The organism is Bifidobacterium sp. WK012_4_13 (assembly GCF_041080835.1).
GTDB lineage: Bacteria > Actinomycetota > Actinomycetes > Actinomycetales > Bifidobacteriaceae > Bombiscardovia > Bombiscardovia fermentum.
The window spans coordinates 281175-301912 of the sequence record NZ_CP129683.1; the positions used below are offsets into that span (position 1 = coordinate 281175).

A 20738-nucleotide genomic window follows, 5' to 3' on the forward strand; every position below is an offset into this window, starting at 1 on the left:
CAATGACTAATCAGACGACCGAACATAACGAGAAACCGGATTCACAGCCAATCCATCAGCAGTCTGCGAATGAGCCCCTGCTCCGGGTGAGGAACCTGAGCGTTGACTTCACTACCGACACCAAGAAGGCGATTCATGCGGTGCGTGACGCTTCCTTCACCGTGTACCCGGGTCAATGGGTTGCCATCGTGGGGGAGTCCGGATCCGGAAAGTCGACGAGTGCGATGTCCGTCCTTGGGCTGCTCCCCGGAACCGGTCGGGTCACGGGAGGCAGCATCGACCTGCAGGGCCGTGAGCTGACCAAGCTCAGCAAGAAGGAATATGAAAAGGTCCGCGGGCAGCACATAGGACTCGTTCCACAGGACCCCATGAGCAATCTCAATCCGGTATGGAGAATAGGCGCGCAGGTCAAAGAGGCTCTTGTGGCAAATGGCATGGATGTCTCTCATGAGCGAAGAAGCAGCCTGTCCAAGACTCTGGCCAATGCCGAGGTCGATGTCCGCAAGGAAGACGACGAGGCGTTCATATCGTCCGCAGGCCTGCCAGGATTGCTGGATGCCGCACGAAAGGCACTCGAGCAGTCGGGCGATGCGAATGTCGAGAAGACGATGAAGCGCTTCGGCGCTTCCTGGGTTGCGGGGTCCGAACCTCGCTGGCTGGTGGCGCAGGATCTTATCGATGCGGGTGTCGGGAACGAGCAGGCCTGGGCAATTGCCAAGGAACATGTGCACGATGCCACGATGGATGACCGCATTGCAGGCCTGCTTGCCGAGGCCGGGCTTCCGGACGCCGCGACGAGGGCGCGTCAGTATCCCCATGAGTTCTCTGGTGGCATGCGGCAGCGTGCGCTCATTGCAATCGGTCTGGCTTCGCGCCCTGACCTGCTGATCGCGGATGAGCCGACGAGTGCGTTGGACGTCACTGTGCAGAAGAAGATTCTCGACCATCTGAGAATGCTGACCGATTCGCTTGGCACCGCCGTCCTGTTCATCACGCATGACCTGGGTCTGGCGGCCGAGCGTGCCCAGCACATCGTCGTGATGTACAAAGGCCGAGTCGTTGAGTCCGGGCCGAGTCTCGAGGTGCTTCAGCACCCAAGGCATCCCTATACCAAGCGTCTTGTGAATGCAGCCCCATCGCTCGCCTCGCAGCGCATCATCTCGGCGAAGGAGCGTGGGAAAGATGCGGACGCCCTTCTGGAGCACAGGGTCAAGGGCGAGGAGACCCTTGAGCGCAGCGAGCACATCATCACCGTCGAACACCTCACCAAGGAATTCAAGCTTCCACGTCGAACCGAGATGTTCAAGGCCGTCGATGATGTCTCGTTCTCGGTCAAGCGCGGCACGACACTTGCGATCGTCGGCGAATCAGGTTCGGGAAAGTCAACGGTCGCGAACATGGTGCTCCGGCTTCTGGAGCCGACCTCCGGCAAGGTCAGCTTCGAGGACCGTGACATGGCCGACTTCAATCGCAGGGACATGCTCGCATTCCGCAGGAACGTGCAGCCCGTGTTCCAGAATCCATATGGATCACTTGACCCGATGTATTCCATCTTCCGTTCGGTCGAGGAGCCGCTGCGCATTCACAAGGTCGGCAATGCCAGGTCTCGCGCGGAACGGGTCAGAGAGCTCCTCGACATGGTCGAGATGCCACAGTCCGTCATGCGCCGCTATCCTAACGAGCTTTCGGGAGGACAGCGCCAGCGCATCGCCATCGCGCGTGCGATGGCGCTCAATCCCAGTGTGATCGTATGTGACGAAGCGGTTTCGGCACTTGATGTCCTGGTGCAGAATCAGGTGCTGGAACTCCTGAACGATCTGCAGGCCGAACGCGGGCTGAGCTATCTGTTCATCACCCACGATCTCGCAGTAGTGCGCCAGATCGCGGACGAGGTCGTCGTCATGCAGCACGGACGGCTGGTCGAGCATGCAACGACCGATGAGGTCTTCGACCATCCGCAGCAGCAATATACGAAGGATCTGCTGGATGCGATTCCTGGCGGCAACCTGAGTCTGGGGCTCGACTCATGAACGCTTCGAAGATGACGCTGGTATGGTGTGTTGCATGAGCATTACTATTGCAACTTCGAATGTGAACGGTCTGCGGGCTGCTGCTCGCAAGGATGTCGGGGCATGGGTGAGCTCCCAGCTGCCGGATGTCTGGTGCATGCAGGAGGTGAGAGCCCCTCAATCGGCGATCGACCCGATTCTTGAAGACTTTGCCGAGCGGTACGTGGCCAAGGGCAAGATCTCGAAGCCCGAGGAGCTGTTCAGGGCCAACGACATATGCGAGATCAAGGGACGGGCTGGCGTTGCCCTGCTCACCACACTGCCGGTTCTCCAGACACGTGTCGGATTGCCTGGTCTGAGTGAGCCGGTCGACACTGGGCGCTGGCTTGAGGCAGACGTCAAGACCCCCGATGGGCATGTGCTCACCGTGATATGCATCTATGTCCATTCCGGAATGGCGGATGACGAGGTCAAGATGAAGCAGAAATTCCGCTTCCTCGACACCATGATGGGCCGTCTGAGCGACCTGCGCGACGAGGCCGCGAAGGGCGGCAGGCAGGCCGTGCTGTGCGGCGACTTCAACATTGCGCATACTCCCATAGACATCAAGAACGCGAAGGCGAACGTGACGCACGCAGGATTCATGCCTTCCGAGCGCGCATACGTGGACAAGTGGCTTGACGACTATGATTTCGTCGATGTCATGCGCGATCTGGCTGGCGACATTCAAGGTCCGTACACATGGTGGAGTCAACGTGGGCGCGCCTTCGACAACAATGTGGGATGGAGATTGGACTACCAGTTTGCCACCCCGGAGTTCGCGGACACGGCGCAGGGATTCACGGTCGACAAGGCCAGCTCATACGACACTCGCTGGAGTGACCATGCGGCCCTGGAAGTAACATATAGAGTCTGAACGTCCTGAAAATTTCGACAAGGGCATGCGTGTGCGCGGCTTTGTGGTTATTCTTGAGTTGGACGTAACGAATAACCTCTTATATGGGGGTCAGAAACGAGGAATCATGGGCTTGTTCGGGTTCGGCAAGAAGCACGCCAAACAGCAGTCAGAGGAAGATCAATCCGAAGTGGAGGGCAACGACCTTCTTGGCGAGCAAGAAGATGACGCGGAATTCGATTCCATCCCCGATGAGGACCAGCAGGAAAGCGACGAATACCTTGGCAGGGGAGACGATCGCGGTCCTTGGGACATCGATGACGAGGAAGTCGTCGACTATGACGAATATCTTGACGTCGGCGCCTTCTATCTGCCGTACATGCAAGGCATCGAACTGCGTCTGAAGGCCAATCGAGCGAGTGGAGAGGTTCTTGGAGCGACCATCTCGTATGGCTCGTCAAGCTTGGAAATCGAGGCGTTCGCAGCTCCCAAGACGCTCGGACTCTGGGATGACGTTCGCGATGATCTGCTTACGGGCAATGACAATGCATCGAGCAGGCCGGGCATCTTCGGCACCGAGGTCCTGCTGCCCGTGGACGTCAAGGGCAACACCGTCGTCACGAGAATCGTGGGAGTCGACGGACCGCGATGGATGCTTCGTGGAATCTTCTCTGGCCCGGCTGCATCCGATGGTGAGGAAAAGGAGATTCTCGACAATCTCTTCCAGGAGATAGTCGTGGAACGTGGCGACGAGCCTTTGGCGCCTCGTGACATGATTCCCATGCATGCTCCCATCACTCCCAAGCAGCGCAGGGAGCAGGAGGAAGCCGAAAAGCAGGCCAACGACGAGTCCGAGGCCGAGAAGGCATCGAAGAAAGGCAAGAACGCCAAGGGCAAGAACGGCAAGTCCATTCCGGAAAAGCCCAAGGGCCCACTCGATAGCGATCAGAACACCGAGACCAAGACGACCCTTGCCAGGGGTCCGATGTTCTCAGAGGTACGCTAGCATCCGTCGCATAGGGTGAAGGTCATGCACGATCAGTCCAGGAACGATGCGAATTCACCGGACACTACGGCAGTCCGGACGGATGGCAACGACGTCAGCGCAGAAGGGTCAACTACCGGCATGGCGGGGGAAGATACAGTGGTCGAAACGAGGAAGCCGAAGAATGCGGCCAAGGGCATAGCGTCGTTGGCAGCCGATGACTTCTCGATCATGGATTCGATGGGCGGGATCCGCGGCATCGTCGAATCCATATTGCCTGGACTGATATTCATCGTCGCCTTCGTCTCGACAGGACAGCTGGGAATGACGGTTGCCCTGTCGCTCGCAGAGGCGGTTATTCAGCTCGTCGCGCGACTGTTCCAGCGTCAGTCGATCATGGGAGCGCTCAGCGGTCTTGCTGCCGTGGTCCTATGTCTTGTCTGGGCTTGGCTGACCAAGGATGCGCGAAACTACTATCTTCCAGGTTTCCTGACGAATGCGGTATGGATCGTGGCGCTATCCGTTTCGATGCTGATCAGGATACCGGGCATCGGTGCATGCATCGAGTTCGTTCGGAAGCCGACGCTGAGTGGGTTTGGCGCGTGGCTCGCTCGTTGGCGGGACGATGGGGCACTGTTCCGTGCCTACATGAAGGTCACCGGTCTGTGGATCCTTCTGTTTGCGGCCCGGCTGGTCGTGCAGGTGCCGATGTATCTCACCGATCGAATAGCATGGCTTGGCACTGCCCGACTTATCATGGGAGTTCCGTGCTTCGCCTTGGTCATCTGGCTGTCGTGGCTGCTCGTCGCCGATCCGCTGCACCGGCACGCCGAGATGGAAAAGCGCTCAGACATTACTGATAGTTCAACAATTGGGGATTGATTTGGCTTTGGAATCACAGGTTCGCATCGAACGCTATGCCGATCAGGGCAGATGCGTGGGGCATATAGACGGACGGGTCGTATTCGTACGCTTTGCACTGCCAGGAGAGCTGGTGCGCATAGCCCTTGACGAACCTCATGAGAGGACAGACCGTTTCTGGACCGGTGAGGTCATCGAGGTCATCGAGCCGAGCGAATTCAGGGTCACGCCTGCATGGGAGCTCGCAGGGCCGCTGTCTCAGGGTGGCGGTGTCGGGGGAGCCGATCTGGTCCATGTGTCGCTCCCAGGGCAGCTTGCATGGAAGTCCGACATCATCAACGAGCAGATGGAACGGCTCGGACATGTGCATACCGACGTCCAGGTCAGGCGGATGCCCGAGGATGAACGGCTGGGCGGTCTGCATTGGCGCACTCGAATCGAAATGATCGCGGACGAAGACGGGCACCCTTCGATGCGAAGGCGTGGCACGCATCACCGGGTTGCCTTGGATACGATGCCGCTGGCAACGGAGTCGGTTCTCAGAATCGCGGAGGAGACCCATTTCTGGGATGGGGGTTTCGCGCCTGGCGCACAGCTGAGAATCGCGGTTCCGCAATCTCTTCCGCAGTCGACGGAAGCCATAGGTAGCGAGTCCGTGGAAACCCCATGCGCACCGTCAGATGCTGCGCAAACGTCTCCTGGGAACGATGCCATAGCAGACGGTTCCGCGGAAGTCCCTGCGGTGCAGGGCGAGGCAGAGGGCTTTGACGACTATGCCGTCATGGTCGATGGCGAGCTCACCGCCGGTGAATACCTGCTGAAGGAAAGCGTAAGCATCGATGGCAGCACGTGGAACTATCGCGTCAATGCCGATGGCTTCTGGCAGATTCATCGAGAGGCTCCCACTGCTCTGGCATCGCATGTGCTGCATGCCGCGCAGCATGCCCTGAACGGTGACGATTCGGCATGCATCTGGGATCTTTACTCCGGAGCGGGCCTGTTCACACTGCCGCTGGCGACGTCGACATCGAAGCGTACCAGCATGCTCAGCATCGAGGGATCGAAGCCCGCCGTGATCAATGCACGAAGAAATCTGAGAAGTCTCGATCTGGCGCGGGTGGATGCTCGGATCGGCGATGTGGGCGCCGTGCTCGGCAATGTCCCTTCCCATCTTTCACATCCGGATGTCGTCGTTCTCGATCCACCTCGTGCCGGTGCCAGAAAAAAGGTGTGCGAACGCATCGCAGCGGCGAATCCGAAGGCAATCGTCTATGTCGCATGCGATCCGACAAGTCTTGCGCGTGATACCGCAACGCTCAGCGCATCGGGATACGGACTTCGCGAACTCAGCGCCTATGACCTCTATCCGATGACCCATCATGTCGAGTCCGTGGCCATATTCACCAGGTAGCCCTGAACGTTTCAGACAGCGAAATCGCACCGAATCTTGGCCATGAATCTATGATTGTGTCGATGGGTATGTTGCCTTTGGGCCCGCAGGCGTTGGGAGGACAGATGGATTATCGTTCCGGTCTGCGCGGGCATCGTGAGCATGCACGAGCGTTTGGGGGCTTCATGATGCGCAGCGTCCGCGACTCTCTCACGACATTGAGCGCGTTGGTGATCGCACTGGTGATCGCGTTGGGCCTGACGGCTTGCGCACCGAGCGCCGGGGCAGTGGGAGATGCTCCGGCAAGCAGCTCGTTGGCACACGACGGCATCGACCGTTCCGATGTGTCGATCGTGTTCGTCGGCAGCGCATACGCTGCCACCACCAGTGCGGACAAGGAGATATTGCAGTATCTGAAGGCCAGGTCATTGCAGGTGCGATACTCGTCGTCCGTGAACGTGAAGGGTGCTCAGGCAGCGGCGATTCGATCTGCCATAACGCTTAGATCGACCTTGATAATGCTGCGCTGCAACGTCTCAGGCGACGGGCAGCGCTGCAACTATGCATCTGATGTCGTCAAGGCCCTGACGAGTGCCAGAAACGCCGGAATCCCAGTCGTGCTCATAACCGATGAACAACGCGTCACCGAGCTCGACTCACACCTCTATGCCGCGCAGTTCGTCCTTGGATCCACTTCGCAGGGCTCTCCCGCATCGACCGACCAGAAGAGTTCAGCACGTCGCGTTACCTTAGAGACAGCGGCTTTCACGGTCATGAACGATCTCGAGCATGCGAAGATCATGTATGCCAGCCATTGATTTTCGCAGTGGGCAGGCAATCCATCCAGGACCGCGCCAGACACCGCAGTGAATGACAATGAAAGAATCGATCGGTGACACTGTGATTTTCGCGTCATCGAACAGAGACGGAAATGGGAACCCTTTGGAAGCACACTCAGAGTCACGAGGCGAAGCATCAGAAGATGGCGTGGGAAAGATGCCACAGGTTGCAGAGACGGGACTGAGCGCATCCGACGTTCAGCTCCGCTTGCAGACGAAGCAGGTGAACCATACGGATACGCACAGTTCACGATCGTTTCTGCAGATTCTCCGTGAGAATGTCTTTACCTTCTTCAACGCTCTGATTCTTGGGGCCATGGTTCTCGTCCTGGCCACGGGGCAATGGAAGGATTCGATATTCGGACTGATCATCATCATCAACACGGGCATCGGCGTGTTCACTGAACTCAGGGCGAAGGCGACGCTTGACCGGCTGTCCATCCTGGTCGCATCGAACTATGTCGTTCGACGATACGGGGAAAACGTCGAGATTCCAAGCGAGAAGATCGTCAAGGATGACATTCTCTGGATTCGCTCAGGAGAGCAGGTTCCGGCTGACTGCGACATACTGCATTCATATGGGCTTGAGCTCGATGAGTCGATGCTGACTGGCGAGTCCAAGACGGTGCGCAAGCAGGACGGCGACCGTGCATTGTCAGGTACGACTGCAGTCTCCGGCCTCGCCTTGGGAAGGGTCAGTGCCGTGGGAGCGGACAGCTATGCAGCCAAGCTGACTGCGAAGGCAAAGGTCTACAGCAAGACCCGATCCGATCTGAACGAGGGAATCACCAAAATACTCAAGGTGATGACTGTCATAGTCATCCCGCTGTGCATACTGCTGATCTGGACCCAGATGCAGACCTTTGGCGGCTTCGGCCAGGCGATCGCCTCGGGCCAATGGCGGCAGGCAATCGTGTCTGCAGTCGCTGGTGTGGTGGGCATGATTCCCGAGGGCCTTGTGCTGCTCACATCGTTGAATTTCGCGCTTGCCTCCATACGCCTTGCGCATAGCAATACCCTGGTGCAGGAGTTGGAGTCGGTCGAGACCCTTGCCCGCGTCGATTCTCTGAACCTTGACAAGACCGGCACCATAACCGATGGCGGCATTGCCTTCGAAAGCGTCATCCCCATTCCCGCCCAAGTCGAGGGAGGAAACGCCGAAGCCATCAGACATGAACTGGAACAGCACGCCTTCGATGTCAGCAGCGAAGAGAATCCCAACAAGACGGCCGAGGCGATTCTCAGGGGACTTTCCTCATATGCGCCGTCAGAGGAGATTGCCAGGCGCCTGCCATTCTCCTCATCGAGGAAATGGAGTGCGATCCGCTATCGCGATGGATCGACATGGTATCTGGGAGCTCCCGAGATACTCATGTCCGAGCAGCACGATGAGAAGCTTTCCCGCCAGGTAGGGGCGCTGGCATCGAATGGATCGCGCGTGCTGCTCCTCGCCGCCGATGCACGGGCGGTCGAGGCAGGCTCAGACGGCCACGATGACGTCCACGATGACGATTCCGTCCAGAATCATCCATCTGGAATGGAGATATCGGACGAACTTCCCGATCGTCTCGAGGCCCATGCGCTCGTTGCCTGTTCGGAACGCATCCGCTCGGACGCCAAGGCGACGCTGGCATGGTTCAGGCAGCAGGGTGTCCGTTGCCGTGTCATCTCAGGGGACAACCCGGCTACGGTCGGGGCGATCGCCGCAAAGGTCGAGCTCACCGGATCCCGCAGCCCGCGCACCATGGATGCCAGGAATCTTCCCGCCGATGTGGGTGAACTGGCGAAGACGCTCGAGGAAGTGGATGTGCTGGGACGTGTGCTTCCCGAACAGAAGAAGGGCATCGTCGAGGCTTTGCATGCGACAGGGCACGTCGTCGCGATGACCGGCGATGGCGTGAACGATTCCCTCGCCCTGAAAGAGGCCGATCTTGGCATAGCAATGGGCAATGCCGCATCGGCGACGAAGGCGGTAGCCCAAGTCGTGCTGGTCGACTCGAAATTCTCCCACCTGCCAGACGTCGTTGCCCGAGGACGTCAGGTCATGGCGAACATGGAGCGCGTTGCATCGCTTTTCGTGGTCAAGACCGTGTATTCGGCATTGATTTCGCTGGGAGTGGTTCTCACGGCGATACCATTCCCATATCTTCCGCGGCACATCACCTACATCGGTGCCCTCACCATCGGAACCCCTGCATTCCTGCTCGCCTTGGCCCCGAACACGCGAAGGTACAGGCCAGGTTTTCTCAGGAGGGTCGTCGCATTCGCGCTTCCCTGTGGATTTGCAATAGGACTTTCCGTATTGCTCGCCGCATGGGCGATACCGGCATTCATGGGCTGGAATCTCAGCGATGCGAAAACCCTCAATGAATGGAGAATGCTGTGCGCAATCGTTCTGTTCGTGATGGGGATCCTGGTGCTTTGCCGTGTCGCGAGGCCCCTGCGCTCCTGGCGAGGCATCCTCGTAGCCCTGTTTGCGGCAGCAGGCGTCATTGGCGTTGCGCTGCCACCTGTCGCCTCGTTCTTTGACCTTGCCATACCATCAGGAAGCCTTATGGTTGTCTCGATAGTGTCGGTCCTGTGCGCAGCTGCGATCTTCGTGTCGATCACATGGATTGCGGATGCCGTGGACCGACATCGCAAAGCTGAGGGCGAATTATCTCAGTCGTAATACAAACACGCTAGAACTATGCTGAGTCAGGTCGATGTTATGGTTATTGAGCATGCGTGAAGGCGTCGTATCCCAACGCTTTGCAGCGCTCAATGCAGATATCGGCAATATGGCCGGTATTTCGGCGTCGCGGCAATGAACATGCCACGACGTTCAGGTGACGTACTTTCGTGTGTCTCTGCACGCGAATGGATGAATTCGGAGGTAGCATGTCTTTGCATCAGGATCAGCAATCTACTTTGCAGGTTGGCAACGAGGTCTTTGATTACTATTCGATAGCCAATCTCCCTGGCATAGATCATCTCCCGTACTCGCTTAAGGTCCTTGTCGAGAATCTCGTTCGAAACATCGACGGTGCCAACATCACCGACGATCATGTCAGGGCCCTCCTCGACTGGGATCCGAAGGCAGATCCGAGCCACGAGATTCAATTTTCGCCGAGCAGGGTGGTGATGCAGGATTTCACCGGGGTTCCCTGCATCGTAGACCTCGCGACAATGCGTGACGCGGTCAAGGATCTTGGGGGCGATCCCGAGGTCATCAATCCTCAGGTTCCCGCGCAGATGGTCATAGACCACTCCGTGCAGATCGACGTGGCCGGCGTGCCGAACGCCATCGAGCGCAACATGGACATCGAATACAAGCGGAACCGCGAGCGTTACCAGTTCCTGCGCTGGGGTCAGCAGGCATTCGACAACTTCCGTGTCGTGCCTCCGGGGACTGGCATCATTCATCAGGTCAACATCGAATACCTGGCAAAGGTCGTCATGGCTGGAAAGTCTGACCTTCATCCCGGTCGCAGGCTCGCATATCTCGACTCATGCGTAGGCACGGACTCCCATACCACGATGGTGAACGGCCTTGGCGTGCTTGGCTGGGGCGTCGGTGGCATCGAGGCAGAGGCCGCGATGCTGGGTCAGCCGATCTCGATGCTCGTGCCACGGGTCGTCGGGTTCAAGCTCACGGGCAGCATCCCTGAGGGCGTCACCGCCACGGATATGGTCCTTACGATCACCGACATGCTTCGCGAGCATGGTGTGGTCGGCAAATTCGTCGAATTCTATGGCGATGGCGTTGCAAACGTACCGCTTGCGAATCGAGCGACGCTCGGCAACATGAGCCCTGAATTCGGTTCGACCTGCGGCATCTTCCCAATCGACGAGGTGACCCTCGACTATCTGCATCTCACCGGTCGTACGGATGAGCAGATCTCCCTCGTGCAGGAGTATGCGAAGGCGAACAGGCTTTGGCACGACACGTCGGCCCCGGATTATGTCGAACCGGAGTACTCCGAATACATGGAACTCGATCTGAGCACCGTAGTGCCGTCAATCGCCGGACCCAAGCGTCCGCAGGACCGCATCATGCTCAAGGATTCCAAGGATGCCTATGAGAAGACGATTCCTTCCTATATCACCGATGCGACGAATACCGATGCGGTTCCCGTCACCACCGAGGCCCACGGCGACTTTGAGCTGCACAACGGCGCCGTTGCGATAGCGTCCATCACCAGCTGCACCAATACATCGAACCCCTCGGTGATGATCGCTGCGGGATTGCTGGCACGCAACGCACACAGGCTGGGGCTGAAGCCGAAGCCATGGGTGAAGACCTCCCTCGCTCCGGGCTCGCAGGTGGTTACGGACTATCTCGACAAGGCGGGGCTGACGACGGACCTGAACGATCTGGGCTATCAACTGGTCGGGTATGGATGCGCGACGTGCATCGGGAACTCAGGACCACTCGATCCGGCGATCTCACAGGCCATCAACGACAATGACCTTTCGGTCACGGCCGTGCTTTCCGGCAATCGAAACTTCGAAGGCCGCATCAGCCCGGACGTGAAGATGAATTACCTTGCATCGCCGCCTCTGGTCATCGCATACGCTCTCGCAGGAACGATGGATTTCGATTTCGACAATCAATCCCTTGGCAGGAATTCGCGCGGCGAAGATGTCTATCTACGCGATCTGTGGCCTTCAAACGACGATATCAAGGAAGTCGTCGATGAGACCGTAAGCAGGGACATGTTCGTCAAGGATTACGCTTCGGTCTTCGAAGGCGACGAGCGCTGGAAGAGTCTGGAGGTTCCCGAGGGGGAGTCCTTCGCCTGGGACGGTTCCTCGACGTATGTGCGCAAGCAGACCTTCTTCGATGGCATGAGCGCCCATCCTGCGCCTGTGTCTGACGTTCATGGAGCCAGGGTCCTTGCACTTCTTGGCGATTCGGTGACCACCGACCACATTTCCCCAGCGGGTGCGATCAAGGCAAGCAGCCCTGCCGGAGTGTACCTGCAGGAGCATGGGATAGAACCAAGAAACTTCAATTCTTATGGTTCACGACGCGGCAACCACGAAATCATGGTGCGTGGCACCTTCGGCAACATCCGCCTACGCAACCAGCTGCTGGCCTCCGTCGGAGAAGAGGTGACTCCGGGAGGATTCACCTATGACTTCCTTGACAGCAGACCCACGACGATCTTTGAAGCCTCGGAGCATTACCGGGCGAATTCCATTCCTCTGGTCGTTCTGGCTGGGAAGGAATACGGAACTGGTTCGTCCCGTGACTGGGCTGCCAAGGGTACGAGCATGCTCGGGGTCAAGGCCGTCATAGCGGAGAGCTTTGAACGCATCCACCGCAGCAACCTGATCGGCATGGGAGTGCTTCCCTTGCAGTTCCCCGATGGGCAGAGTGCGGAGAGTCTCGGCCTTGATGGCACGGAGCACTACGATATCGAGGGAATCACCGAGTTGAACGCCGGAACCACGCCAGCGACGGTTGCCGTCACTGCGACCCGCGACGATGGAACGCAGACCAGCTTCACCGCGGTCGTCAGAATCGATACGCCTGGTGAGGCGGATTACTTCCGCAATGGCGGAATTCTGCAATTCGTTCTGAGAAACCTCATGCAGAACGCCTGATCGGCACATAGAAAACGGGATTCATGACCGCGGCGCACCACTCATTCCAAGGTGCCCATGGGTCATGAATCTCGTTTTTCGAATCCCGGTTTCTATGCGCGAAGCCGCGCCAGGGGATCTGGTTCAGTGATTCAGTTGTTGCTGAAGCCGACGAGTTGCAGCAGATAGAGGAACATGTTCACGAAGTCAAGGTAAAGATTCAGTGCGCAGAGGATGGAAGCCTTCTTGACCATCTCTGGACCCTGATTGGAAACCTGCTGGAAGATCAGGCGTGTGCGCTGGGCATCGTACATCGTCATGCCTGCGAAGAGGACCAGACCGATTGCCGCGACGATTCTCAGCGTCGTCGCGCTTGGCGCCACGAACATCAGCACGAGCTGCGAGACGATGAGCACGACCAGGCCGACCATCAGGATCGGACCCGCCTTGAGCATGTTAAGCCGTGTCGTCATGCCGATCATGGTGAGCGTGAAGAAGAACGCCGCACACAGACCAAGCGTGATGATGATGGAGCTGACGCTGAATGCCCAGAAAATGGAGCTGAGGGTGAAGCCCATCAAGGCTGCATATGCATAGAACACCAGTCTCGCGGTGCTGGAACGCATCTTCATTATTCTTGCGCCGAGGCTTATCGCAAGGCCGACCTGAATGACCGTCAGTGCGATCCAGCCGATGATGCCAGTCGCGCTCATGTATGCCTCGAGCGCACCCGTGGATTGGGCGATGACGGCGACCACGGCAGTGAGTATCAATCCCAGGGTCATTTCGCCATAGGCCCTGGTGACCGAGGCATGGGTCGCCTTCTCCATTCGTTCGTAGGAGTAGATCGCCTGGCTGTCATAGGTCATCTGGGGCTGTGCCCCATAGGCTGTCCCGTACTGTCCGTACGAGGTCTGGCCGTTCGGCGTGCGTGTGCTGTCATGCATCTGCTGACCCTGCGACTGCTGTTCGTCGCGCGGTTGCATTCCATATGTCATCTGCGTTTCTCCTTTTTTACTCTTTGACCTGATAGTAGGTGAGCGACCTTACGAATACCTTAATTTCGCGTTTTCAGCTCCCAGCGACACGAGAACTGTCATGCTTGCTTGCTTGCGTCGTGCTTGCAGATGGCCATCGAATGCGGTCCAGGCAGGTATTGGTGCGGGGCGTAATCGGCATTCTTGTCACAAGCGCATAGCAGGATAAAGCTACAAGGAGGAATCACATGAATGATATCGATGTCAACAATACAGTCGTACTGAACAATGGTGTTTCGATACCTCAACTGGGACTTGGCGTTTTCCAGACCCCGTCCGGCGAGGAAACGGTGAACGCGGTGAAATGGGCATTGCAGGCCGGTTACAGGCATATCGACACGGCGAGGGTCTATGGCAACGAGGAATCAGTGGGCCAGGGGATTCGAGAATCCGGCGTGAATCGCAGGGATGTCTTCCTCACCACCAAGCTGTGGAATGACGATATCCGGGCGGGCAGGACGCGGGATGCGTATGAGGAAAGCCTTGAACGGCTCGGAACGGATTATGTCGATCTGTATCTGATTCACTGGCCCGCCGATGGCTGGCAGAAAGCATGGAAGGACATGCAGGAGCTCTATGTCGAGCGCCGCGTGCGTGCGATAGGGGTGTGCAATTTCGAACAGCATCATCTGGAGGAGCTGCATGCTCTGAGTTCGGTCAGGCCTGCGGTGAATCAGATTGAGTCGTCGCCTCAATTCACGAACCAGAAGCTCATCGACTTCACCAACGGAGAGCAGCGGATCGATGTCGAGGCGTGGAGTCCGCTTGGTGGCACGGGCGGTACGCTCCTGAAGAACCCTGCACTTCAGGCAATCGCCGACCGCTATGGGAAGTCCCCGGCACAGGTGGTCATCCGCTGGCATCTGCAGCGCGGAGTCATCGTCATTCCGAAGTCAACCCATCAGGAACGCATTCAGCAGAACTTCGATGTCTTTGACTTCAGCCTGAGCGACCACGACATGCAGGCTATTTCCGCATTCGATACCGGAAGACGCAACGGCGGGGACCCGGACAACTTTGATTTCTAACAACTGAGCTGTTTAACAACTGAGCAGTTCCCAGTGGCTGAGACTGCTGTCCTGAGCGTTTGGCGTTTTCGTCTCAGAGCGGCAGCCTCAGGATTGTGCAGCCGCCTGAGGGCTTTCCGTCTCCTGAGGCGATCCGCTGATGTCGCGATGAATGGACTGCATCTGGACCTCGACGTTCTGCAGAGACTTCGCACAGTCAAGCAGCGTCTGTGAATGCTCGGAAAGCCGCTCGTCAGGCAGATTCGACTTGTATCTGAGCTGGTGCTCCAGGCTGGCCCAATAGTCCATCGCAATGGTCCTGAATTGTACCTCGACCGGCGTGAAATGCTGCCCGCTTGTCAGGAACACCGGAACCGCATAGATCACATGAAGGCTGCGATACCCGTTCTGCTTGGGGTTGCGGATGTAGTCCTTGACGCGCAGAACCTGAATGTCGGACTGGTCTGAAAGGTATCGAGAGACGGAATAGACGTCATCGCGGTAGTTGCAGACCACCCGTATCCCAGCCACATCGAAGAGATTGTTCTTCACCGCATCCATCGTCACAGGAAGCTTCTTGCGCTGAAGCTTGCCTATGATCGAGGTCATGCTCTTCAGACGCCGTTCCATGTGATGAATGGGGTTATGGCTGAACCGTACCTGGAATTCATCGTCGAGTATCTCCAACTTGGTGCTGATCTCGTGCATGGCACCTTCATAGACCTGCATGAGATCGAGGAAATCGGCTATGTCTCCCTTGGACAGCGAGCTTCCTGGCATCGTTTCGATGGATTGAAGACTTTGCTCCAACTCTGCCGAGTTCATCACGTTCTTGCGATCTAATATCACGGTGTGCCTTCCATAGGAGACCTTTGCCTCGCTTCGGGTTCAACATTCTACATTGCCCTGGCCTGCCTGACAGGGTCTTCCCAAGGAGTTGCCCACTATGTTCACGCTTCATTGACTATGTTCAGGCTTTATCGACCATGTTCACGCTTTATCATGGTAGAGACATCAAGGCAGGCGAAGACATGGTTCGACGCGCGACGCCTTCGACGCATGGCAGACAGAGACAGCGAGTGGAAAGAATTGCAGCAATGCCACATTTGTTCAATCAGCGCGTGATTTCGATCGTTGGCCCGACGGCGACGGGGAAAACGGATCTGGCCATCGCCATGGTTCGCGTTTTCCGTCGTCATGACCTGGAGGCTGAGATAGTGAACGCCGATGCCTATCAGATGTATGAGGGCATGGACATAGGGACGGCAAAGCCATCGGCTGCCCAGCAGTATGAGGTCCGTCATCATCTGCTTGGAATTTCCGATCCGCATGTGCCCATGACGGTCGCACGCTTCCAGAAACTGTCACGGGCATGCATCGATCAGTTGCAGCGAAGGGGCATTCGTCCGATACTTGTCGGCGGCTCCGGTCTCTATTCCCGTGCCGCCATCGACGACATGAGCTTTCCTGGCACGAATCCAGAAATCCGCGAGCATCTGGAGCACAGGGCGGAGCTCGAGGGACCCACGGTGCTCTTTGCGGAGCTTCAGGGGAGGGATCCGATCGCAGCGGCGCGTATGGATCCGCACAATGTCCGTCGAACCATCAGGGCGTTGGAGGTTATCGAGATCACGGGAAGGGCGTATTCCGCCAATCTTCCTCACTACTGCTACAAGATTCCCACCATTCAGATTGGTCTCGACATTGACCGTGATGAGCTTGACAGGAGAATCGATGTCAGGACTGCGTCAATGATTCGAAATGGCTTGCTTGAGGAGGCAAGGGAGATGCGGCCGAAACTAGGATTTACGGCCGCCAAGGCATTGGGATATCAGGAAATGTTCGACGTGCTTGACGGCAGGCTCACGCTCGGCGAGGCAGAGAAGACGATAGCGCAGAAGACGAAGCGTCTGGCCAGAAAGCAGATGGGCTGGTTTGGAAGGGATCCTAGAATCCATTGGATTCAGGCCCTTGACCCCGATCTGGTCGATAAGGCGCTGAAAGTCGTCGCCAGAGCGGACGATGGCGAGTTCGACGGATTCGACGCGGAAGCCGATACCTATGTCTCGCATCATCTTGGCGACATAGGCCGTCGCTGGCGAAGCTGAACTCCGTCGGACACTGATATTTCGATGGGTTGCATGGATCACATGGGTGAAATGACGGCAGCCTTGTGGACCAGGAGCCGCTGCGTTGCCTTCGATCAGTGCGCAGGCCCCTGTTCCCATCCCGCGATGAGGAAGGTGCGTGAGAGGTTGGCAGGACGAACCAGCATGCGGAACATGCTCTCAAGCCCGGCCGTGCTGCCATCATATGCGCCCTGCTTGGCCGCCTTGTATGTCGCTGCGTCGACCTTGCCCCAGTCGAGGTCCCATCCCGCATCGTGAGAGCCGTGATGCGAACATGCGCAGGGTCATCGCGTTGCCACCGATGAATGGATGGAGATATCCCAATTCGTCATATATGTGAGCGAGCTGGGCTATGAAAACGTCACGGTCGAGACTTCTGAGGTTCTGCTTGTCGCTCAGCTCGGTTGCAATGTTCACGGCACCAGTTTCGATGAGGCTGACCGGGAAGAACGCCTCAGGATTCGCAGCGCGGCCCACCTTGCCTCGGGTGTTGCTGGTCCTGACCGTTCCTGCGTCGTCGAATACCCCATCGAAGACGCGCCGGTGGATGGTCTTGAGCTCGTCAAGGTCGCCGGTGGGATTCCATCCCTGCTCGCCGAGCACGATGGTATTGAGGAAGACGGCGTCTGCGACGCCTGGATGGGGAATCGAGACTGACAGGTCCTGAGCCGAAATCTCACCGTCCATATGTCTGCGGGCCAAGGAAAGCGCCTCGTCACTTGGCGTCATGTTCTCAAGTGCGCAGTTCTGTCTGGCAAATGCGACTGCGCTCGCACGTTCTGCATCGGTCGTCATAGTCACGATGGTAGCCTGTATTGAAAGTTTTTGCCGTCTTTGTCGTGTTTCGCCCTTGTCCTGTATGGTCTTTGTGCGAAATTCAGCGAAATCCGGCGCTGATTCCCGGCATTGGCTATTCTGGATTCGGTCATGGTTGCTGCCTGCATGCCATATGCAGGCAGCAACGTTACGGTGCCGATGTCGCCTTGACGGTATCGGCAATACAATGAGCGTAGGGGAGTCTCGGCATATGATCGTATATGTGAGACACAGCACTGAGAGGTCAATGTGAGGTCAAAGCAGCATCAATCATCTGCACCATCGCGTGGGAGCAATGCCGCAACACATTCCCAGTCACACTCCGACGAGCATGAATCCACTGCGAAGAAGATCGCTCTGGCGATTCCGAGAGGGTTCGCATCCATCATTCGCTCGCTGACGGGTGTCGGCGACTATGACCCTGCCGCGCGCAGGGACGGCACATGCTTCATCCTTCTGATATTCGCGGTCTTCTTCTGCGCCAGCGAATGGTTCAACGTCAGCGGTCTGCTTGGACGGGTCCTTCATGCCGCAGCATCGGGGCTGCTGGGCGTGATGAGCGTCATTCTGCCGGTTCTGCTGAGCTACATAGCGATACGGCTCATTCGCCATGTCGGCGATGACGAGAACAATCCGCGCATCGTCAGCGGGTGGGTGCTGATGCTCTGGTCGATCTGCTCCATTCTCGACATCTCACAGACGGCGAGCTCGAGAACCTTCGATTTCGAAGCCATACAGCAGGCGGGTGGTCTCTTTGGCTTCTTCCTCGGCTCTCCGCTCGCATGGGGACTTTCGAACACCTTTGCGATCATCGTGTTCGTCGTCGTCGCATTCTTCTCGATCCTCATGATCGCCGGACTTCATGTCACCGATCTGCCTGACCTCGCTCGCTCATCGTTCGACAGGATTCGCGGGCGCAGGCACGAGGCTGGTTCGGATGCAGACGGAGCCGATCCTGACGGTTCAGGCTTCGCCGCGGGCATGCCGGCTTCGGACGAGACCATGGTGCTTGCCCCTGGCGTGCCCAAGCATGATGGCACGGATGATTCGGAACCGGACGGTGTGAAGCAGTCGTGGCTTGCGCGCCTGTTTCATTTCAAGCGACGCAATGGCGACGATTCGCGCCTCGAAAGGTACGAGGGTGACGATCCGTTCATCCGTGCAGCAAGTCAGCATGGAGACATCGATGAGACAGCGGTGATCGATGGTTCGACAGGTAACGGGAACGACTCGACGCAACTGCTGAACATGCCTGCCCATCACGATGTCGGCGCTGACCTTGCCGGTCAGGGCGAGGCGACGATCGCCTTGCCGGATGGGGCGGATAGGACGGCCTCCGGTGCACGGGGCGCGATTCATGATCTCGATTCCGGAATGAATCAGGCGGGGAACGCCATGGGTTATGGCATGGGTGATGCCATGAATGCCGCTGCGGGGACCTCAATGCATGCTGGCGGCGAGGCGAGACCGGAGGACTCGGGCGTTGTCGCTGACAATGACGGTGGTGCCGCTGACAATGACAGTGAAGGCACTGATGGCAACGGCATTGGCATGGCCGCTGACGGGGACTCAGGCGCGGACTCTGACTCTGGCGCCGACGCATTGGCCCAATATCATCTGCCAACCATGGACTTGCTCGTCAAGGGGAAGCCACACGCGGCGAGGACCCCCGCGAACGACAACGTGATACGGGCATTGCAGTCCACCTTCCAGCAGTTCGACGTCGATGCCAAGGTCGTGGGCTTTCTCCGAGGTCCATCCGTGACCCAGTACGAGGTCGAGCTGGGACCGGGCGTCAAGGTCGAGAAGGTCACGAACCTTCAGCGAAACATCGCATACGCAGTCGCCAGTTCGGATGTCCGCATCCTTTCGCCGATTCCTGGCAAGTCCGCCATAGGAATTGAAATTCCAAACGTCGATCGTGAAATCGTGCATCTGGGCGACGTTCTGCGCTCTGACAAGGCGCAATCGGATCCCAATCCCATGCTTGCCGGTGTCGGCAAGGACGTCGAAGGGCATTTCATAACCGCTGACCTGACGAAGATGCCCCATTTGCTGGTCGCGGGCGCGACCGGTTCAGGCAAGTCCAGCTTCATCAATTCCATGCTGACCTCGGTCATCATGCGGGCGACGCCTGAACAGGTACGGCTCATCATGGTTGATCCCAAGCGCGTCGAACTCAGTGCGTATGCGGGTATCCCTCACTTGCTCACTCCGATCATCACCGATCCCAAAAAGGCTGCTCAGGCGTTGGAATGGGTGGTGAAGGAGATGGATGCTCGCTACGACGACCTTCAATACTTCGGCTTCAGGCATGTCAAGGACTTCAACGAGGCCGTCCGCGCTGGCAAGGTGCATGCTCCAGCGGGGTCGAACCGCAGGATTGCAGCATATCCGTATCTGCTCGTCGTGGTCGACGAGATGGCCGACCTTATGATGGTCGCCAAGAACGACGTCGAGAGCTCCATCCAAAGAATCACGCAGCTTGCGCGTGCAGCGGGCGTCCACCTGGTGCTTGCGACTCAGCGTCCGTCCGTGGATGTCGTCACCGGCCTGATAAAGGCGAACATCCCGTCTCGTCTGGCCTTCGCGACATCGTCGGCGACTGATTCGAGGGTCATCCTCGACACGACTGGCGCCGAGACGCTCATCGGACAGGGTGATGCCCTGTTCCTCCCCATGGGTTCTGCCAAGCCGCTACGCGTTCAAGGTTCCTGGGTCGGCGAGTCAGAGATCAGACGCGCCGTCGAATATGTCAGAACGCAGCGCAAGCCTCACTATCGCGAAGACATCGAGCAGATGGCACAGCAGGCGGAGAATCGCCCAGAGATCGATGAGGAGATCGGTGACGATCTCGACGTCCTGCTTCAGGCCGCGGAGCTTGTCGTCACCACGCAGTTCGGTTCGACCTCGATGCTGCAGCGCAAGCTGCGCGTCGGATTTGCCAAGGCAGGACGCCTGATGGACTTGCTCGAGTCGCACGGTGTCGTTGGCCCGTCCGAAGGCTCCAAGGCAAGGGAGGTACTCGTGCAGCCGCAGGATCTGCAGGCGGTGCTCTCGTTCCTGAAGGGCGAGACGAAGTCGTTGCAGCAGTCACAGCCGACACTGGCCCAGTCCCACGATGATTCGCAGGCACAGGGCTGAATGGGTCCCATTCCATCGTGCTGACGATGCGGGCAGTCCTTTCTCGGGGTAGCAT

The 20738-nt window shown here is 57.9% G+C and carries 13 protein-coding genes and 1 pseudogene; 11 read left to right on the plus strand and 3 right to left on the minus strand.

Annotated features, from left to right (window positions below; translation table 11 throughout):
* Window positions 1-2 precede the first annotated feature (2 nt).
* The 8 genes from QN062_RS01115 (at window position 3) to acnA (ending at window position 12571) form a co-directional block, all read left to right on the plus strand.
* Window positions 3-2030 (plus strand): dipeptide ABC transporter ATP-binding protein, encoded by a 2028-nt coding sequence (locus QN062_RS01115; protein ID WP_369341804.1) that lies wholly within the window; start codon window positions 3-5, stop codon window positions 2028-2030.
* Between the two features lie 34 nt (window positions 2031-2064).
* Window positions 2065-2925 carry an exodeoxyribonuclease III gene (locus QN062_RS01120; protein ID WP_369341805.1) on the plus strand — a complete coding sequence of 287 codons (861 nt, stop codon included), beginning with the start codon at window positions 2065-2067 and terminating at the stop codon, window positions 2923-2925.
* Between the two features lie 106 nt (window positions 2926-3031).
* Window positions 3032-3910: a DUF3710 domain-containing protein gene (locus QN062_RS01125; protein WP_369341806.1), complete on the plus strand. Its 879-nt coding sequence runs from the start codon at window positions 3032-3034 to the stop codon at window positions 3908-3910.
* 120 nt (window positions 3911-4030) lie between these two features.
* Window positions 4031-4771 (plus strand): DUF3159 domain-containing protein, encoded by a 741-nt coding sequence (locus tag QN062_RS01130; RefSeq protein WP_394854731.1) that lies wholly within the window; start codon window positions 4031-4033, stop codon window positions 4769-4771.
* Window positions 4772-4778: 7 nt separating this feature from the next.
* A complete protein-coding gene (locus QN062_RS01135; RefSeq protein ID WP_369342489.1) occupies window positions 4779-6161 on the plus strand; it encodes a class I SAM-dependent RNA methyltransferase in 1383 nt (460 codons plus the stop codon).
* 62 nt (window positions 6162-6223) lie between these two features.
* Window positions 6224-6958: a hypothetical protein gene (locus tag QN062_RS01140; protein ID WP_369341808.1), complete on the plus strand. Its 735-nt coding sequence runs from the start codon at window positions 6224-6226 to the stop codon at window positions 6956-6958.
* 178 nt (window positions 6959-7136) lie between these two features.
* The gene (locus tag QN062_RS01145) at window positions 7137-9650 is read left to right on the plus strand and encodes an HAD-IC family P-type ATPase (protein ID WP_369341809.1); all 2514 of its coding nucleotides are present in this window, start codon (window positions 7137-7139) and stop codon (window positions 9648-9650) included.
* Window positions 9651-9859: 209 nt separating this feature from the next.
* Window positions 9860-12571, plus strand: a complete 2712-nt coding sequence (acnA, locus tag QN062_RS01150; RefSeq protein WP_369341810.1) for an aconitate hydratase AcnA — start codon at window positions 9860-9862, stop codon at window positions 12569-12571.
* A 131-nt stretch (window positions 12572-12702) separates the two neighbouring features.
* On the opposite strand, the gene QN062_RS01155 is transcribed toward acnA, so the two are convergent.
* Complete coding sequence (locus tag QN062_RS01155) at window positions 12703-13548, minus strand: Bax inhibitor-1/YccA family protein (RefSeq protein WP_369341811.1); 846 nt, start codon at window positions 13546-13548, stop codon at window positions 12703-12705.
* Between the two features lie 236 nt (window positions 13549-13784).
* Between QN062_RS01155 and QN062_RS01160 the strand changes: the two genes are divergently transcribed.
* On the plus strand, window positions 13785-14615 hold the full coding sequence (locus tag QN062_RS01160) for an aldo/keto reductase (protein ID WP_369342490.1): 831 nt from the start codon (window positions 13785-13787) through the stop codon (window positions 14613-14615).
* A gap of 87 nt (window positions 14616-14702) precedes the next feature.
* On the opposite strand, the gene QN062_RS01165 is transcribed toward QN062_RS01160, so the two are convergent.
* Window positions 14703-15419, minus strand: a complete 717-nt coding sequence (locus tag QN062_RS01165) for a GTP pyrophosphokinase family protein (RefSeq protein ID WP_369342491.1) — start codon at window positions 15417-15419, stop codon at window positions 14703-14705.
* A 272-nt stretch (window positions 15420-15691) separates the two neighbouring features.
* On the opposite strand from QN062_RS01165, the gene miaA reads away from it, so the two are divergent.
* On the plus strand, window positions 15692-16702 hold the full coding sequence (gene miaA / locus QN062_RS01170; RefSeq protein WP_369341812.1) for a tRNA (adenosine(37)-N6)-dimethylallyltransferase MiaA: 1011 nt from the start codon (window positions 15692-15694) through the stop codon (window positions 16700-16702).
* A 95-nt stretch (window positions 16703-16797) separates the two neighbouring features.
* On the opposite strand, the pseudogene QN062_RS01175 reads toward miaA, so the two are convergent.
* Window positions 16798-17410, minus strand: a pseudogene (locus tag QN062_RS01175) (Fic/DOC family protein).
* A 378-nt stretch (window positions 17411-17788) separates the two neighbouring features.
* On the opposite strand from QN062_RS01175, the gene QN062_RS01180 reads away from it, so the two are divergent.
* Complete coding sequence (locus tag QN062_RS01180) at window positions 17789-20683, plus strand: DNA translocase FtsK 4TM domain-containing protein (RefSeq protein ID WP_394854672.1); 2895 nt, start codon at window positions 17789-17791, stop codon at window positions 20681-20683.
* Window positions 20684-20738: the final 55 nt, after the last annotated feature.

Coding starts and splice junctions, on each gene's coding strand:
- QN062_RS01115 (WP_369341804.1), top strand. CDS start 3: ATGACTAATCAGACGACCGAACATAACGAGAAACCGGATTCACAGCCA.
- QN062_RS01120 (WP_369341805.1), top strand. CDS start 2,065: ATGAGCATTACTATTGCAACTTCGAATGTGAACGGTCTGCGGGCTGCT.
- QN062_RS01125 (WP_369341806.1), top strand. CDS start 3,032: ATGGGCTTGTTCGGGTTCGGCAAGAAGCACGCCAAACAGCAGTCAGAG.
- QN062_RS01130 (WP_394854731.1), top strand. CDS start 4,031: ATGGCGGGGGAAGATACAGTGGTCGAAACGAGGAAGCCGAAGAATGCG.
- QN062_RS01140 (WP_369341808.1), top strand. CDS start 6,224: ATGGGTATGTTGCCTTTGGGCCCGCAGGCGTTGGGAGGACAGATGGAT.
- QN062_RS01145 (WP_369341809.1), top strand. CDS start 7,137: ATGCCACAGGTTGCAGAGACGGGACTGAGCGCATCCGACGTTCAGCTC.
- acnA (WP_369341810.1), top strand. CDS start 9,860: ATGTCTTTGCATCAGGATCAGCAATCTACTTTGCAGGTTGGCAACGAG.
- QN062_RS01155 (WP_369341811.1), bottom strand. CDS start 13,548: ATGACATATGGAATGCAACCGCGCGACGAACAGCAGTCGCAGGGTCAG.
- QN062_RS01165 (WP_369342491.1), bottom strand. CDS start 15,419: ATGAACTCGGCAGAGTTGGAGCAAAGTCTTCAATCCATCGAAACGATG.
- miaA (WP_369341812.1), top strand. CDS start 15,692: ATGCCACATTTGTTCAATCAGCGCGTGATTTCGATCGTTGGCCCGACG.